The sequence below is a fragment of the Rhodospirillum sp. A1_3_36 genome, assembly GCF_047263945.1.
Classification (GTDB): Bacteria; Pseudomonadota; Alphaproteobacteria; order Rhodospirillales; family Rhodospirillaceae; genus Rhodospirillum.
This window is the reverse complement of record NZ_JBLAVB010000004.1, coordinates 491,643-507,308: the sequence shown is the minus strand read 5'-3', so window position 1 is coordinate 507,308 and position 15,666 is coordinate 491,643. Positions and strand designations below refer to the sequence as shown.

The window sequence follows — 15,666 nt, the reverse complement described above, 5'->3', positions numbered from 1 at the left end:
ACGGGCGGAACGCACGCCGTAGGCGTGACGATTTGCTTCAATATCAGAAACTTAGAGCATGTCGCGTGACTCACATTTCACGCGACATGCTCTAAGGAGGGGCTGATCCCGTGTATCCATGGAGACTGTCGCCGAAGCGGTGGCGCTCAGAGCTTAGGAATGACCCATGAGCATTACCATCATCACACCGTCCAAAACTGAGGTCTCGGTGAGAAAGCCGGAGGCGCAGATGGACGTGTCATGTGTTGACCCTCAGATGAAACTGATGGCGGGGACCTATTATTCTGAAAGTGAGGCGTGGTACGAGGAGCCCCTGGACCGGGGGGTGCGGCTCATTTTGGTGCAGAGCGGGGGGCTGCGCTGCCGGGTTCCGGGGCAGCCGGAGTGCCTGATCGAAGGGCCTATGCTGTGCACCATCGCCAATGCGGGAGAGTTTACCACCGCGCAGGCCTATGACCCGTCCCGCCCGCTTCGCTATACCATGCTGCACCTGTCCGACGACGACCGGGATGACCGCCTCGGTTGGTTGCCGGACGCCTTGCGTCCCCAGCCGGGAGGGGATCCTCGCTTCATCAGTTGTCCGGCAACAAAGGCGGTACAGGCGCTGGCTTCGCAGATTGCCACCTGCCAGATGGAAGGTCCGATCCGGGATTTCTACCTTGGGGGAAAGGCTCTGGAACTGGCGGCGCTGAGTGTTCAGATCCTGTCCGGGGAAAACGCATCGCGGAAAGAGGAGAGCATCACCAGTGCGGAGGTGGACCGCATTCATGCCGCGCGGGGCCTCCTCGTGAACGCTTTGCAGGATCCTCCAACCCTGGACCAACTGGCGTTGAGCGTCGGAATGAACCGGCGCAAGCTCACCGCTGGATTCCGGAAGGTCTTTGGAGCCAGTGTCTTTTGCTACCTTCAGGAATACCGTCTGCGCGAAGCCCATCGCATGCTGTGCAACGAGGAAGCCAGTGTGTCCACCGTCGCCCATTTGGTGGGATATAGCCCGGCCCATTTCGCCACCGCGTTTCGGAAACGCTATGGTGTTTCGCCCCGGGATATACGCTGAGCACTCCCTTTTTTGCACGTCCGAGGCAGGGCCGGGATGCGGTCCTGCGGGCGCGGGGGCCGGGTGTTTTTCACCGAAAGAAATGCTCCGGCGACCGAAAGCCCGATCCGGGCATTTCAATTGATAGTGATTATCATTTCCAATTACCCTGCGCGAACGCTCGATCTTTATATCAGGGAGTTTGCATGGACCAGTCTCTAGATTCTCGTGCCTCGGTACGGTCCTGGTTGGTGGGGCACCTCGCCGATTTGCTTGGTGAGCCATTGGATGAAGTCGCCTCCTTGTCGGACGACGATGACCTGTTGGGATATGGCCTGGATTCGATCCGTTTGATGTATTTGCAGGAACGTCTGCGGGCACAGGGGGTGGTCGTGGCATTCGCCGACCTGTCCGGGCGCGCGAGCCTCGGCGCCTGGTTGGATCTGATACCGCATGTGCCGCGCCGTGATGCCGCAGTGGGGGAGGGGTCGAGTCTCGCAGTCGCCGTTGCCGACGGCTCTCTTGCGCATGAGCGCAACGCCCCCTTTGAGTTGTCGTCCGTGCAGCAGGCCTATTGGCTGGGGCGAAGCGCTGGCGAGGTGCTGGGCAATGTTGCCTGTCACGCCTTTCTGGAATTCCGATGCCGGAACATGGACCCCATTCGGCTTGGGGCCGCCGCAGAACGGGTGCGGAAGCGCCATCCCATGCTGCGCACGCGGTTCTTCGACGGTCGTCAACAGGTGCTGGAGCGCGCCGAGGTTCCCTGTTTTGACCATCAAGATTGGCGGTCCCTCGATGCGACCGATGCGGAGAGGGCTTGGGACGACCTTTGGCGATACAGATCCCATGAATGCCTCGCTGTAGATGACGGACAGGTCTTTATTGTCGGTGTGGCACGGATGCCTGGGGGTGAGGACCGGGTCTGGCTTAGTCTCGATCTGCTAGCCGCAGACGTGGAAAGCCTGCGCCTGCTTCTGGGGGAGCTGGGCGCGGCCTACAGGGCTCCGGAGGGCATGGTGGAGGCGCCGTCTTTCCACTTCGCCGACTATCTGGCCCGACGGGAGGGGCAGCGCGCCGCAGCCCGGGACCGGGCGCGTGGCTATTGGTTGGAGCGCCTGTCCGCGCTTCCCGACGCGCCGCGTCTGCCGCTGGCGGTGGCGCCGGACCGGATTCGCGAGCCGCGCTGGCGGCGGCGGTCCTTCGTCCTGACCGGTGACGAGAGTCGCCGCCTGGACGTGTTGGCGTCCGCCCATGGCGTCACCTTGTCCAGTGTCTTTGGCTGCGCCTTCGCCACCATCCTGGCGCGTTGGAGCGAAACGCCCGAGTTCTTGCTCAATGTGCCCCTGTTCGACCGGCATGATGCAGATCCGCGTATCGCCGAAGTGATCGCGGATTTTACCACGCTGCTGTTGCTGGACTGCCGGATGGACCTGAATTCCGGCTTCGACGAGGCGGTCAAAGCCTTTCAGCGCGCTTTGCATGGCGCCATTGATCACGCGGCTTTTCCGGCCCTCGAGGTGTTGCGTGAAGCCCGACGGCAGGGACACCCCCGCTCCGCTCCGGTGGTCTTCTCCAGCAATTTGAATGAGGGGGGCTTCATCCCCGACACCTTCCGCTCCGTGTTCGGGGAGCTGCACGACATGCTGTCGCAGACGCCCCAGGTCTGGCTCGACCATCAGATCTATCGTGTGGAGGGGGGGATTCTTTTGGCCTGGGACAGCGTTCAGGAGCTGTTTTCAGAGGCCATGCTGGACGACATGTTCAGCGCCTATATCAGCCTGCTTCAAAGGCTCTGTGACGGGGATTGGACCTCGTCTCTGACGGTGCCCTTGCCTTGGCATCAAGGGGCCCGGCGGTCCCAGAGAAATGCCCTGCCTGCGGTGGGGCGGGCGCGTTGTCTGCACCATGATTTCTTCGAACGGGCCGAACGTGATCCCTCGGCCACGGCCCTGTGGCACAGCGAAGGGCGTCTGAGCTTCGGGGAGCTGGCCGATTGGGCCTTGCGGATTGCGGCGGGGTTGCGCGGCCTCGGGATTGGGGTCGGTGATGCGGTGGAGATCAGTCTGCCTCGGGGTCCGCATCAGATCGCCGCCGTTTTCGGTGTGCTCTCTGCGGGGGCCTGTTATGTGCCGCTGGATATCGATCATCCTCCCCTGCGGCGCCAATTGATCGAAACCTCTGCGGGCATCCGTCTGGCCATCGCTGAGACGGGAGATCCCCAGGGAGATCCTCAGGCCGGTCCACCGCGATCGTCAGTCCGGGACCTGCTGGCAACGGCGCCCTTGGGTGCCCCATTGCGGGTGGCGCCTCAGGCGAGCGCTTATGTGATCTATACCTCGGGGTCCACCGGATTGCCGAAGGGCGTGGAGGTCTCCCACGCGGCGGCGATGAACACCATTGATGCCGTTCTCGACCTGCTGGAGGTCACGCCGGACGACCGCCTGCTGGCGATCTCGGCCCTGGACTTTGATCTCTCGGTCTTTGATCTGTTTGGTGGTCTTGGCGCGGGTGCCAGCCTGGTGGTTCCCGGACAGGACCAGGCGCGGGATGCTGCGGCTTGGGCGGACAGCGTGGCGCGACAGGGGGTGACCCTTTGGAACTCGGCTCCGGCTTTGTTGGAGATGGCGCTCAGCCTGCCCGCAGACCAGGCCGATTACCGGAGTCTGCGGGGGGTGCTTTTATCGGGAGATTGGGTCGCTTTGGATCTGCCAGAGCGGTTGCGGACCAGAAGCGCTCCCGGATGTCGTTTGCACGTGCTTGGTGGGGCGACCGAAGCGGGCATCTGGTCGAATTGGCAAACGGTCGACGCGGTGCCGCCGCATTGGCGCTCCATTCCCTATGGGCGTCCCTTGCCGGGGCAGGCCTATCGGGTTGTCGATGACAGGGGGCGGGACGTTCCCGACCATGTCGTCGGTGAACTGTGGATCGGCGGCGTCAGCTTGGCGCGGGGCTACCGCAACGATCCGGTCCTGACGGCGCAACGGTTCGTGCACGATGGCCAGGGGCGGTGGTACCGGACGGGGGATCGGGGATGTTTCTGGAGCGATGGAACCATCGAATTTCTGGGACGGATTGATCAGCAGGTCAAGGTCCGCGGCCAGCGGATCGAACTGGGAGAGATCGAGACCGCGCTGTGTCAAGAGCCGATGGTCGAGGGGGCTTGCGCTGCGGTCTTTGGGGAGGCGTCCCCGGGATTGGGCGCGGCCCTTGTCGTCCGGGCGCCGGAGCGGTGCCAACCGGCGGGGGATCTGCCCGCAGTGGCGCCCTTCGCCGGACTTGATGAGGCCGAAGTGGTGGTGACCCGGTGGCTCCTCGCGCGCCTCTTGGACGCCCCCCTGGATCTGGAAGAGGGCCTGCACCTGCGTTGGCTGGACTGGCTTGCGGGAGCAACTGCCGTATCGACAGGGGATCTGTCGCAGGCCCTGGAGCGCCTGGGTTGGTCGGATGCCACTCTGGAGTTCATGGGTCGGGCCTTGGAGGGCGTCCTTTCGGGAGAGCGGGACCGCGCGGAGGTCCTGTTGGACCCCTGGCTGGCCCCCCAGGCAATGGCCGCGCGCCTGCCGGATGGACAGGCAGCCTTGGCCCGTCTGTTGGATGCCTTGCCGACACCGGAGGGAGACGAGCCGATACGGGTTGCGGTTCTGGACGCGCGTGCGGCCTTTTGGCTCGAGCAAGGGCTGTCCGAGCGCGCTTGTCCGGGCGTGGCGTTCACCCTGTTTGACCGCAGTCGGGCTCTTCTCGACCTGGCCGCCGACCGGTTGCCAGGGGACGTTCGCACGCAGGTGCTGGATGGTGGCCTCCTGCCATCGGCAGACTGGGGGCAGTTCGATCGGGTCATCAGTTTCGCATCCTTGCACAGCTACCCCACCAGCGGCGAAGGGCTGGCCGTGGCCCGGACATTGTTGCGTCCGGACGGACGTCTGCTGCTGGTCGATGTAATGCGGGGCTCCCCCCTGTCGCTGGTAAACGTCGCTTTGCTCGGCGAGGACACACCCCGATTACGCGACCTTCCCGGCCTCATGGAGGATTTTGCCGCCGCCGGGCTGGAGGCTCGGTGTCTGTGGCGGAGTGAGCGCTTCGCGCTGATCGATGCCCATTCGACGGGACCGGTTTTGGATGTTGAAGGGCTGCGTACTGGTCTGACGGCGCGTTTGCCCCAGGCGATGCGACCGGACTCCCTGTGGTGTCTGCCGCGCTTGCCGCTGAACGCCAATGGCAAGGTTGACCGTCGACGCCTCGCCGAAAGCATGGATCGGATGGCGGCACTGCGGGATGACTGTGAGACAGGGCCGGAAGGCCCCCGGAACAAGCGGGAAATGGCCCTCGCCGAGTGCTGGGAGGCGGTTCTCAAACGACCGGTGAGGGAGCGCAGCGTCAGCTTTTTTCGGCTTGGTGGGGACAGCTTGTTGGCGACACGCCTTCTGTCGATCCTCCGGGATCGGTTCGGGGTCCGTCTGGGGATGGCTGATTTCTATCGGCAGCCCACGTTGGAAGGCTTGGCTGGGCGGATTGGCGACCGGCTGGATCAGAGTGCCGACTGCCATGAAACCCCCGTCGAGGAGGGGGTGCTATGAGCTTGATCGAGCTGCTGGAAATCTGCCGGGATCGGAAGATCGACCTGTGGAGCGAGGAAGGAAATTTGCGCTACCGGGCGCCCCAGGGGGCCCTGGATGACGGATTGAAAGCGCGCCTGCGGACCGAGCGGAATGCCCTGCTTGATCATCTGGCCGGTGGGAGCCTTTGGCGCTCCGACCCGACTGCCGCCCATGACCGGTTTCCCCTGACGCCGGTCCAGGCCGCCTATGTTCTCGGGCGGAATGCCGCCTTTGACTACGGCGGAAATGCCTGCCACCTCTATGCCGAATACCGCTGGCCGAAGGACGTTGATCCGCGCCGCCTCGAGGTCGCCTGGAATGGCGTGGTGGGGCGCCATCCCATGCTGCGCGCGGTGATCGAGGACAACGCCTGGCAAAGGGTCTTGGCCGAGGTGCCCTGGCAGGGGCTGACGGTTCACGATCTTCGGAATGCGGGGCAGGCGGCTTTCGATACCCATCTGAAGGAGGTGCGGGGGCGCCTCGACCACGAGACTCCGGCCCTGGACCACTGGCCGGTCCTGCGGCCCGAGGTAAGCCGGGGGCCGGAGGAGTGCATTCTCCATATGTCGGTGGATTTCACCATCATCGACTATGCAAGTCTGCAATTGCTGCTCCAGGAATGGCAACGGCGCTACGCGGATCCGGACTGGGCTCCGGAGCCATTGGATGCGACCTTCCGGGATTACGTGATGGTCGAGCGGACCAAGCACGACTCTCCGGCGTGGCAAGCCGACCGGGACTGGTGGCTGGAGCGCCTGGACGCCCTGCCTGGACGCCCCGATCTTCCCCTCTGCGGACAGCCGGATACCCGGTCCACTCGATTCCGACACCTGCACGCGCAGCTTGACGACGCAAACTGGCTGTCTCTCCGGGAACAGTCCGGGGCCTTGGGCCTCAGTCCGGCGGGCGTAGTTCTGGCGGCCTTCGCCGAGGTGGTGGGGCGATGGAGCCAAAATCCGGCCTTCTGCCTGAACCTGACCGTTCTGAACCGCCCTTCTTTGCATCCCCAATTGGCTTCGGTTCTGGGGGATTTTACCAGCCTCAGTCTGCTGGCCGTGGATGGCCGCGAGGGGACAAGCTTCGCCGACCGCGCGCGCCGGGTCGGGGAGCAGATGTTCGATGACCTCGACCATTCGGCCTTTAGCGCGGTCGATGTGATGCGCGCGCTGTCACGGCATCGCGGCCGGGGTACGGATTTGATGCCGGTGGTGTTCACCAGCGGCATCGGCAGCGTCCAGCGCTTGCTGGATGGGGAGGGAGAGCCGTTGATGGGTCTCCCGATGGCGCCCCAATCCATGATCAGTCAGACGCCCCAGGTCTGGTTGGATTGCCAGGTCACCGACCAGTTCGGCGGCCTGGAGATCGGATGGGACATTCGGGAAGGGCTGTTTCCTGATGGGTTGCCCGAGGCCATGTTCGGGGATTTCACCGATCTCTTGCGACGATTGTCCGAAACCCCGGATCTGTGGAACCGGGATATCCAGACCCTGTTCAACGAGGAGCCCGGGCCATCGCCGGAGCCCTTGCCGGGAACAGCGCGGAGCATCGCCGCCGGGTTCGCCGAGCGGGCCCTGTTCACGCCGGACGCGCCGGTTCTTCACGATGGCGACGGCGCTCATACTTACCGGCGGATCGCCCAATGGGCCACGGCGGTGCGGCGGGAGCTGGAGAGCAAAGGGGTCGGACCCGGGCAACGGGTGGCGGTGATGCTGCCGAAAAGCGCTTGGCAACTGGTCGCTGTCCTGGGGGTGATTCAGGCGGGCGCGGCCTATGTTCCCCTGGATATCCGGCAACCGGTCTCGCGGCGGCGGACGATCCTTGCCAATGCGGAGGTCTCTGCGCTGATCTGCCTGGAGGCGGATCCCTTCGAGGCCGAAGGACCCCGGTTGGCCATCGATGGCCTGACGCCGGACACAGGGTGGCCTCCCCCTCCCGCCGCACCGGTGTCTCCGGACGATTTGGCTTATGTGATCTACACCTCGGGATCGACGGGAACACCCAAGGGGGTGATGCTCAGTCATGGGGCGGTGAGCAATACCCTGCGCGATATCAACGAGCGCTACCGGGTCGGAGCGGATGACCGGCTGCTCGGGCTGGCCGAATTGAGCTTCGATCTGTCCGTCTACGATCTGTTCGGGGCCACAGCTGCGGGCGCTCAGGTGATCCTTCCCGATCCGGCGCGCGGCGGCGATCCGTCCCATTGGGCGGAGTTGATGCAGTGCCATGGCATCACCCTCTGGAACTCGGTACCCGCCCAGGGCCAGATGGTGATCGACTATCTGGACAGCGAACCGGGGGAGGGGCCCTCTGGACCCCGGTGTGTGCTCTGGTCCGGGGATTGGATCCCCCCCAGTCTGCCGACGCGCTGGTGGAAGCGCTGGCCCGACAGCCTCCTGTTCAGCCTGGGAGGCGCTACGGAGGCGGCGATCTGGTCCATTGAACAGCCCATCTTCGCCGACCACGTCGTTTTGCCGAGCATCCCCTACGGTCGGGCTTTGCGTGGCCAGAGTGTGGAGGTGCTCGACACCTTGGGGCGCCGCTGTCCCCCCGGCGTCCGCGGTGAGATTCATATCGGCGGGGTTGGTTTGGCCCTGGGCTATGCCAATGACCCGGACCGCACCGCAGAGCGCTTCATCCACCATCGGGATGGGCGCCGCCTGTATCGGACCGGGGATCTCGGCCGGTATTTCCCCGATGGCACCATTGAATTCCTCGGTCGCGAGGACGACCAAGTGAAGATTCGCGGCCATCGTATCGAATTGGCCGAACTGGATGCCGCCCTGTCCGCCCATCCCAAGGTGAGGGAAGCCGCAACCGTCGTGCTGGGGGAAACGCACCAACGCAGCCTTGCCAGCTTCGTGATTCCGAAGACGGGGGAGGAGGGGGGAGACCTCCCGCAGGAGGAGCTCCGCACAGTTGCCGAGAGGGCGGCCCGGGCCTTGGCACAGGACTGGGGCGATCTGGCCGAGGTTGGCGAGGCTGTCGCAAGCCTTGATGGCGCCTGTCTCGCCTCCCTTGCGGGCTGGCTGTCCACAAGTGGCCTTTTCACGTCTGACGCGCCCCTGGACTTCGCGACCCTCTGTTCCCGGTTGAAGGTTTCAGAGCCCCACCACCGGCTGGTGGCGCACTGGCTGCGGCAACTGGAGGAGGGGGGATACCTGGAGGCGGATGCGCGGGGATGGCGGGGACGGGCTGATCGGGCCAACCTGGATGCCGAGGCGGCTTGGCGGCATTTCGCTGAAAGCGCGCCCGCTCACCTGTGGCCGCCGGACTTGGTGCGCTACCTGCGGGAATGCGCGGGATCCCTGGCCGAACAATTGGCTGGAGAGATCAGTCCTGCGTCGCTGATGTTTCCCCAAGGGTCGGCCCATATCGCCGAGGCCATGTATAGCGACGGGCTGCATGCCCGCGCCCTGCATGACGCCATGGCCGAGGCCGTCGTGGCCATCGTCGAGCGCGAGCCAGACCGACGATGGCGGCTGCTGGAACTGGGGGCCGGGACGGCGGCGGCCAGTCGGGCGGTGATCAGCCGGTTGGCGCCCCTGGTGGAGCGGGGCCTGTCCATCGATTATCTGTTCACCGATGTCTCCAGCTATTTTCTCGCCGCCGCGCGGGAGCGGTTCGCCCCCCATCCCTGGGTCCGTTTCGCCCGGTTCGACATGAATGGCGATCCGCTGGATCAGGATATTGCCCCCCATTCGGTCGACATTCTTGTGAGTTCCGGCGCCCTGAATAATGCGCGGAACACGCCGCAGATGCTCAACGGATTGCGGGATCTGGCCGCCGCCGAGTCCTGGCTGGTTATCCAAGAGCTGACGCGCGAGCACACCGAAATCAGCATCAGTCAAAGTCTGATGATGGAAACGCCTGACGACTGCCGGGGAGAGGATCGCCAGTTGTTCATTCACGCGCGCCAATGGCTGGCCTGGCTGGCCCGGGATCCCGGAGATCTGGCCATCGGCTTGGCGGAACCCGGAAGCGCCCTCGATCTGCTGGGGTACGATGTGCTCTTGGCGCGCTGGAAGACCAACCGCTTGCGCCTTGATCCAGCCGAGGTGATGGCCTTCGCCGAGGACCGTGTTCCCCGGTACATGCTACCGGCGCGGCTCTCCGTGCTCGATCGGTTACCGGTGACCGCCAACGGCAAGGTTGACCGCAAGACCTTGGCTCGATTGGCTTCCCAGTCCCCGTCGGAGGGACCGCGAGAGGGGATCCCGGACAAGCCGGCGGACAGCCTGGAAACGGCGCTGTTGGCGTTGTGGCGGGAAGTGCTCGACAGCCCTGGATTGGGTCTCGACCAGGACTTTTTTGCCGCCGGAGGCGACTCCCTGCTGATTGCCCAGTTGATCGCGCGGGTGCGCACCTGTCTGCCCCAAGCGCGGGACCAATCCTTTGACCGCCTCTTGCGGTGGGCGATGAGCCACCCGACTGCGCGGGGTATGGCGGGATGCCTGAGGGAGGCGGGGACGGACCCGGTGAGATCGGAGGCCCGGCCTGCGCCGACGAGGAGCGACGCCGGGAAACCCAGCGGGGAGAGGGCAGCAGTTGACCACGCGCCGATCCGGGGCCTCGATGTGATCGGGACCCCCCTGGTGCCCCTGGTGGAGGGGGAGGGCCTGCCCCTGGTCCTGGTTCACGAGGGTCTGGGTATGTTGCGTCCCTACCAGCCCTTGCTGGACGCCTTGGGCGGAACGCGCCCCCTGTTGGGGATGGCGGTGCACGATAGTGCTGCGTATCTGGCGATTCCGCCCGGGCATCTCAATGCCTGTCTGGGACGCCGCTATGCCGACGTCCTCTGCGCCCAGGGCCTGGAGGCAGTGGAGGTGCTGGGCTATTGCTCCGGCGGGCTCGTGGCCCTGGAGATGGCGAAAGCCCTGGTCCAGCGCGGCGTGGAGGTGCGGGGCCTCAATATCGTCTCCAGCTACCGCATTCCCTATCGCATTGAGGACGAGCGTCTGCCCCTCTTCAGTTTTGCCGCCACGTTGGGACTGGACACCACCGCCTTGGGCTTCCCCGACACCGGGGCGCTTGCGCGGGCGGTGACCGCTTCCCTGGAGGCGCAGCCGGACCCGCTGTCCGGGGAGGCGCGGCCGGACCACCTGTCCGGTGAAGCATTGGCCCACTTCCCCGGATTGGCCGATGTCGACGCCTTGCGGGAGCGGGTGCTTCGGGCGGCCAGCGGCGGTGCGGATGCGCCGGGTTTCGAGCGGGAGACCCTCTATCGGTTGTTCAAACATTCGGTTGACGCCAGTCAGATCGCCACGGGCGCCCCCTATGTGGGCTCCCTGCGGCTGTTCGTTCCGCGCGAGGGCAATCCCTTGGTGCCGGCCTATCGATCCGCTTTGGAACGCTATTGGGGCTCGGCTGTGGTCGGTGCCTGTGACGTTCAGGACATCCCCGGAGGGCATTTCGGATGCCTGGGGGCTGACCTTGCCGAATACCTGCGAAGGGAGATGTCCGCATGAGTCGGTCCGTTGTGGTCGCCGGATCCCGGTTCGGCCAGTTTTACGCCGCCGGGATCGCCGCCGATCCCCGTTTCGATCTGAAGGGGATCCTTGGCCGGGGCAGTCGTCGGTCCCAAGCCCTGGCGCGCCACCTGGGCGTGGAGGTCTGGCGCGAGGTCGCGGAGATCCCGGAAGAGGTGCGTCTGGCCTGCGTTGCCGTTGGCGGCGCGGCCCGGGGCGAACGGGGACCTGAGCTGGCGACGGCTTTGATGGAGCGTGGGATGGATGTGGTCATCGAGCATCCGTTGCTGCCGCGCGAGTGGGAGGATCTGTTGCGCGCAGCGTCACGGCTGGGGCGGCGCTGCCTGCTGAATACGTTTTATGTGACGCTGCCAGCCGTCCAACGCTTCATCACCTTGGGGCGGGAGCTCCGGCGTCGGCGGGGTATCCGGCATGTCGACATGGTCTGTGGCGTGCAAGTGGGGTTCGCCTCCCTGGATATCCTGGCTGCTGTCCTCGAAGGTGTCGGCCCCTGGTCGGTGGACCCGCAAGCGGGTGACCTGTCGGCCATGCGCGATCTGTCCCTGGTGATGGCGGAAACGCCGGTCAGTCTCAGGGTCCTCAACGAATTGGCTCCCGGTGACGATGGGCGCATGACCCTGCTGTCGCGGATCGATCTGACCACCGATCACGGCACATTGAGCCTGCTTGGTCCCCATGGTCCGCTGATGTGGATGCCTGCGGTGGTGGTTCCAACCGAGAATGAGGATGGACTGTTCCCGCTGTTTGGCGAGGGGGACGCCGTGGCGGCTTCCTTGCCGTCCACACAATTCTGGTATGACGAGCCGATGACATGGAGCGACATCCACTGCCGCCTTTGGCCCAGGGCGGCGGCGGAGGCTCTGGCGGTGCTGGACACTGTTGGTGAGCTGCGGAGCCGCAATCAGCGGTGCCTTGAATTGGCGGGGTTGTGGCAGCGGATTGGCGAGGTGATCGGATTTCCCGAAACACCCCCCACCAGCCTGAGCCCGGCGTCTTTAGAGCAGGCCTTGGAGGCCGTGTCATGACGCCGGTGTTATGGGAGGTGTTGACGCCCTATCGGGGGCGCATGGCTTTGGCCATGGGATTACAGGCCGTGGCAGGCTTGGGGTCGCTGTTGCCCTGGCTGTTTTTGTCCTGGTGGGCCGGCCCCTTGGTGGACGCCAGGTCCGGGGCCGAGTGGAGGCCAATGGGGTGGGGTCTGGGACTGGTGGCGGCGACACTGGTCGTCTGGCTGGTCAGTCAGGCCGTCGCGGCCCATGTGGCGCACGGCGTGGATGCCGACCTTTGTGGGGATCTGCGCCGACGACTACTGGACCATCTGGGGCGGGTTCCGTTGGATTGGTTTTCCCATCAGGGCCAGGACGGTGTTGCCCGTCTGGCCGATCAGGACGTGCGGGCCTTGCATCAGCTCGTCGCCCATGCGCCCAACGATTTGAGCAATCTGTTGGTGGTCCCTTTGGCCGCGCTGTTCTGCCTGGCTTGGCTCCAGCCCGTCCTGCTGGTCTTCTGCCTGCTGCCCCTGGCTTTGGCTGCGGGGGGATTTGCCTTGATGCGCTCGGCGGTCTATCGGGAGGACGTGGCCCGACGCAACGCCGCACTCGAGCAGCTGTCCGCAGACTATGGAGAATTCGCGCATAACCTGCCTTTGGCGCGGCAGTACCCCGGAGCCGGTGTGCAAGGCGGCGTCGAGGTCGCCGCCGACGGGTTCGAGACTGCCTTTTCCGCCTGGGTGAGGCGGGTTGGCTCTGTGGGGGCCTTGATTCAGCTTGTGCTTGGAACTCCCTGGCTCACGGCCTGGGTTCTGCTTGGGGCGACGGCTCTGGCGGCGTTTGGAGCGCCGCTGGCCGTCGGACCGATGTGCGCTTTTCTTCTTTTGGTGCGCGCGATGGCCGCGCCGGTGCAGGCCCTGGGCCATGGCGCCGACGCCCTGATGGCCGCGCGGGCTGCGGCGGAGCGGTTGCAAGCCGTTTTCGATCTCATGCCCCTGCCCGAGGGGCAATCAACCCGGAGTCCAAGCAATGGCTCCGTTGAAGTCCGGGGTCTGTGTTTTTCCTTTCCGGACAGGGAGGGTCTCAAGGACATCGATCTGGAGCTGGCCGAAGGGAGCCTCACTGCGGTGGTGGGGCCGTCTGGCTCGGGGAAAAGCACGCTGCTGCATCTGCTCGCCCGGCATATGGATCCCCAATCCGGTGCCATTGTCGTCGGGGGAGTGGCCTTGAAGGACCTGCCCGAGGCGGTCCGTCACCGACATATCGTCCTGCTGACGCAGCAGGCCGTGGCCTTGGACATTTCCCTGAGGGAGAACATCGCGCTTCTGCGGCCCGAGGCCAGTCTCGACGAGATCCGTCACGCGGCGCGGGCCGCTCACCTGGACGACGACATCATGGCGCTGCCGTTGGGCTACGACAGTCTGTCCGGCCAGGACGTGAAGCTGTCAGGGGGAGAATTGCAGCGCCTCGCCCTGGCCCGTGCCCTGCTTTCGTCGGCGCGCCTTTTTCTGCTGGATGAACCGACCTCGGCGACGGATCCGCAAACGGCTCTGGCCCTTCATGGGGCCATGCGCGACCGCTTGGCCGGTCGGACCCGTCTGGTCGTCTCCCATCGCCTGTCGGAGGTGAGCGAAGCCGACCAGATTCTTGTGCTCGATCAGGGGCAAATCGTGGACCGGGGGACCCATGCCCACTTGCTGTCGTCGGGCGGGCTCTATGCCGACCTCTGGCGGGAACAACACCGGGACGAGGGAGAGGCGGCATGACGAGGACGGCTATGGAGCGGTTTCGGTCCTTACCGGTCGATTGCCGCCGGGAGCTTCGACAGGCCGCCCTCTGGGCGGGTGGGGCGGCTGTGTTGGACGCTGCCTGTGGCCTGCTGCTGGTGCCCTTGCTGGGAACCTGGTTCTCTGAAGGCGAAGTGCCATGGTCGTGGGTGATGGTCCTTTTCTCGGCGACCCTGCTGCAGGGCCTGGTGCTGTATCTGGCCTCGCGACGCGGATATCTGGCCGGGGGACGGTTGGCCTTCGCCCTGGTGCGCCATTTGGTCCAGCATCTGCCCCGGCTCGCTCCTCCGGCCCTGCGCAAGATCGCCGCGCCCGAGGGACTTCTGCGGGGGCCGGTGCTGCACAGCATGGCCATACCGGCGCACCTGTTGGGTCCTCTGGTGAGTGCCGTGGCGACACCGGCATGCGTGGTTCTGGGCTTGTTCTTCCTGGATGGACGTGTCGCTGGCGGATTGGTTTTGGCCGGCCTTGTGCTGGCGGCATTGATGCGCTGGACCGGGCAGCACACGCTGGAGGCAGAGACCGCTCGCAGCCGCGCCGAACGCGGTTTTGCGGAGCAGATTCAGATCTTTGCGGAACATCAGGCCCTGTTGAGGGCCTCTGGCCGCTCCGGTCCCGCGCAGCGGACTCTGGGGCAGGGGCTGGAGGCGCTTCAGAAGAGCACAAGCCGCCTTTTGGCGCGGGGCTTGCCGGTTGGCTTGACCTTCTCCCTGGCGGTGCAGGCGATCTGCCTTCTGGGCCTGCTGGGAGGCACCTGGGCCGTGGCCCAGCAGACGTTTGATGGCGCCCGTCTGGTGGCCCTGTTGGTCTTGCTGGCGCGGTTCATCGAACCCTTGACCCAGCTCACCCATTTGGATCAGGCCCTGCGGGGTGCCTCGCGGGCGCTTGATACGCTGGTCCAGATCTTGACCTTGCCGCCTTTGGAGAGTCCGGAGCAGGGAGAGCAGCCCCGGGATTCCGGTTTGCGCGCCAAGGCCCTGGGATGGAACGCGGACGATGGCCGGGCCTTGCTCACCGACATCACCTTGACCCTGGAGCCGGGAAGCTTGTCCGTGATCGTCGGGCCAACCGGCGCGGGCAAAAGCAGCTTGCTGGCCTTGCTTGGCCGTCTCCATGATCCTGACCAAGGCGCGGTGGCCCTGGGCGGAGTCGACGTCCGGAGGCTCGACGAGAGGACGTTGGCGAGCAGCCGCACCTTTGTCTTCCAGGAGGGTGGCCTGTTTCGCGGGACCGTCGCTTGGAACCTGCGCATGGCCAAGATCAATGCCGACGAAGAGGACCTTCGCCGCGCCGCTGAGGCGGCTGGTTTGTTGGCGGATATTGAGGCTTTGCCACAGGGCTGGGAAACAGACGTCGGACCCGCAGGGGCCTTTTTGTCGGGTGGTCAAAGGCGGCGTCTCTGTCTTGCCCGCGCCTTCCTGTCCCCTGCCCCCCTGGTGTTGCTTGATGAGCCGACCGCCGGTCTGGATGCCCTGTCGGAAAGCCGGGTGATCCAGAGTTTGACGGCATTGCGCGGCACCCGGACGGTTGTGTCTGTGACCCATACGCCGGCTTTGGCTGAGCGGGCCGATCAGGTGCTGGTTCTGGAGCGGGGATGTCTCCGTTTGCGGGGGTGCCATGAGGCCTTGTGCCGCCAGGATGCCTGGTATGCTCGGTTTGCTGGCTGTGAGGAGCCCAGCACCGGTGGGACAGCTCGAAAAGACACGGGATCGTTAAACGAAGTTCCGCCATCGAAAGCGGCCCAGCACAGTATGTGATATTGAGACGCAATAG

General features: G+C 65.2%; 6 protein-coding genes. All 6 read left to right on the top strand.

All coding sequences use genetic code 11. The features are described 5' to 3' along the window. The first annotated feature begins 166 nt into the window (after positions 1 to 166). The 6 genes from ACLIRY_RS12545 to ACLIRY_RS12520 all read left to right on the top strand — a co-directional run bounded on the left by ACLIRY_RS12545 (position 167) and on the right by ACLIRY_RS12520 (position 15,650). Positions 167 to 1,057 carry a helix-turn-helix transcriptional regulator gene (locus tag ACLIRY_RS12545; RefSeq protein ID WP_413205731.1) on the top strand — a complete coding sequence of 297 codons (891 nt, stop codon included), beginning with the start codon at positions 167 to 169 and terminating at the stop codon, positions 1,055 to 1,057. A gap of 185 nt (positions 1,058 to 1,242) precedes the next feature. Next, positions 1,243 to 5,610 carry an amino acid adenylation domain-containing protein gene (locus tag ACLIRY_RS12540; RefSeq protein ID WP_413205730.1) on the top strand — a complete coding sequence of 1,456 codons (4,368 nt, stop codon included), beginning with the start codon at positions 1,243 to 1,245 and terminating at the stop codon, positions 5,608 to 5,610. Beyond that, positions 5,607 to 11,096 carry an amino acid adenylation domain-containing protein gene (locus ACLIRY_RS12535; protein WP_413205729.1) on the top strand — a complete coding sequence of 1,830 codons (5,490 nt, stop codon included), beginning with the start codon at positions 5,607 to 5,609 and terminating at the stop codon, positions 11,094 to 11,096. Before ACLIRY_RS12540 ends, ACLIRY_RS12535 begins: the two co-directional genes overlap by 4 nt. Beyond that, on the top strand, positions 11,093 to 12,142 hold the full coding sequence (locus tag ACLIRY_RS12530) for a Gfo/Idh/MocA family oxidoreductase (RefSeq protein WP_413205728.1): 1,050 nt from the start codon (positions 11,093 to 11,095) through the stop codon (positions 12,140 to 12,142). The genes ACLIRY_RS12535 and ACLIRY_RS12530 overlap by 4 nt, the downstream gene beginning before the upstream one ends. Further along, positions 12,139 to 13,872, top strand: coding sequence for an ABC transporter ATP-binding protein (locus ACLIRY_RS12525; RefSeq protein WP_413205727.1), 1,734 nt, complete (start codon positions 12,139 to 12,141; stop codon positions 13,870 to 13,872). The genes ACLIRY_RS12530 and ACLIRY_RS12525 overlap by 4 nt, the downstream gene beginning before the upstream one ends. Continuing rightward, positions 13,869 to 15,650 carry an ABC transporter ATP-binding protein gene (locus ACLIRY_RS12520; protein WP_413205726.1) on the top strand — a complete coding sequence of 594 codons (1,782 nt, stop codon included), beginning with the start codon at positions 13,869 to 13,871 and terminating at the stop codon, positions 15,648 to 15,650. The genes ACLIRY_RS12525 and ACLIRY_RS12520 overlap by 4 nt, the downstream gene beginning before the upstream one ends. The last annotated feature ends 16 nt before the right edge of the window (positions 15,651 to 15,666 follow it).